The sequence below is a fragment of the Ectothiorhodospira sp. PHS-1 genome, assembly GCF_000225005.1.
Classification (GTDB): Bacteria; Pseudomonadota; Gammaproteobacteria; order Ectothiorhodospirales; family Ectothiorhodospiraceae; genus Ectothiorhodospira.
Genome location: NZ_AGBG01000091.1, coordinates 1 through 626, shown reverse-complemented (window position 1 = coordinate 626; position 626 = coordinate 1). Strand labels below are relative to the sequence as shown.

Annotated in this window: 1 protein-coding gene; it reads left to right on the top strand. The window is 62.6% G+C overall.

The genetic code is table 11. From position 1 onward, the window contains the following. A partial coding sequence (istB, locus tag ECTPHS_RS13740) for an IS21-like element helper ATPase IstB (protein WP_008933372.1) occupies positions 1-626 on the top strand: 626 nt, incomplete at both ends.

Genomic DNA, 626 nt, shown 5'->3' with positions numbered 1-626 from the left:
CGAAGTCTCTTACCTGGCCTTCGCCGACATGCTGGTGGAGCACGAGCGTCAGACCCGTGAGGCCAAGCGCATCGACCTCTACCAACGCCAAGCCGGGTTCCCCAGCGACAAGCGCCTGGAGGGGTTCGACTACCGGCATCAGACCACCATCACCAAGCGTCAGATCAGCGCCCTGCTCGACTTCGCCTTCCTCGACAATCGCGAGAACCTGGTGTTCATCGGCCCGCCAGGGGTGGGCAAGACCCACCTGGCCATCGGGGTCGGCCAGAAGGCCATCAAGGCGGGCTACCGGGTGCTGTTCCGCAACGCTCTGGACCTGGTCGAGGAACTGGAGATCGCCGAGATGAAGGGTGAACTGAAGAAGACGATCCACAGGCTCGCCAAGGTCGACGCCCTGGTGATCGACGAACTGGGCTACCTGCCGATGAGCCGGCAGGCCCGCTATGCGCTGTTCCAACTCATCAATCGGTTCTACGAGCACCGGTCGCTGATCATCACCACCAACAAGGACTTCACCAGCTGGGGGGAGTTCTTCCACGACGACAACGTGGCGGTGCCGATCGTCGACCGGATCATCCACCACTCGCACCTCTACCTGCTCGGCGGGGAGAGCTACCGGTTGAAGC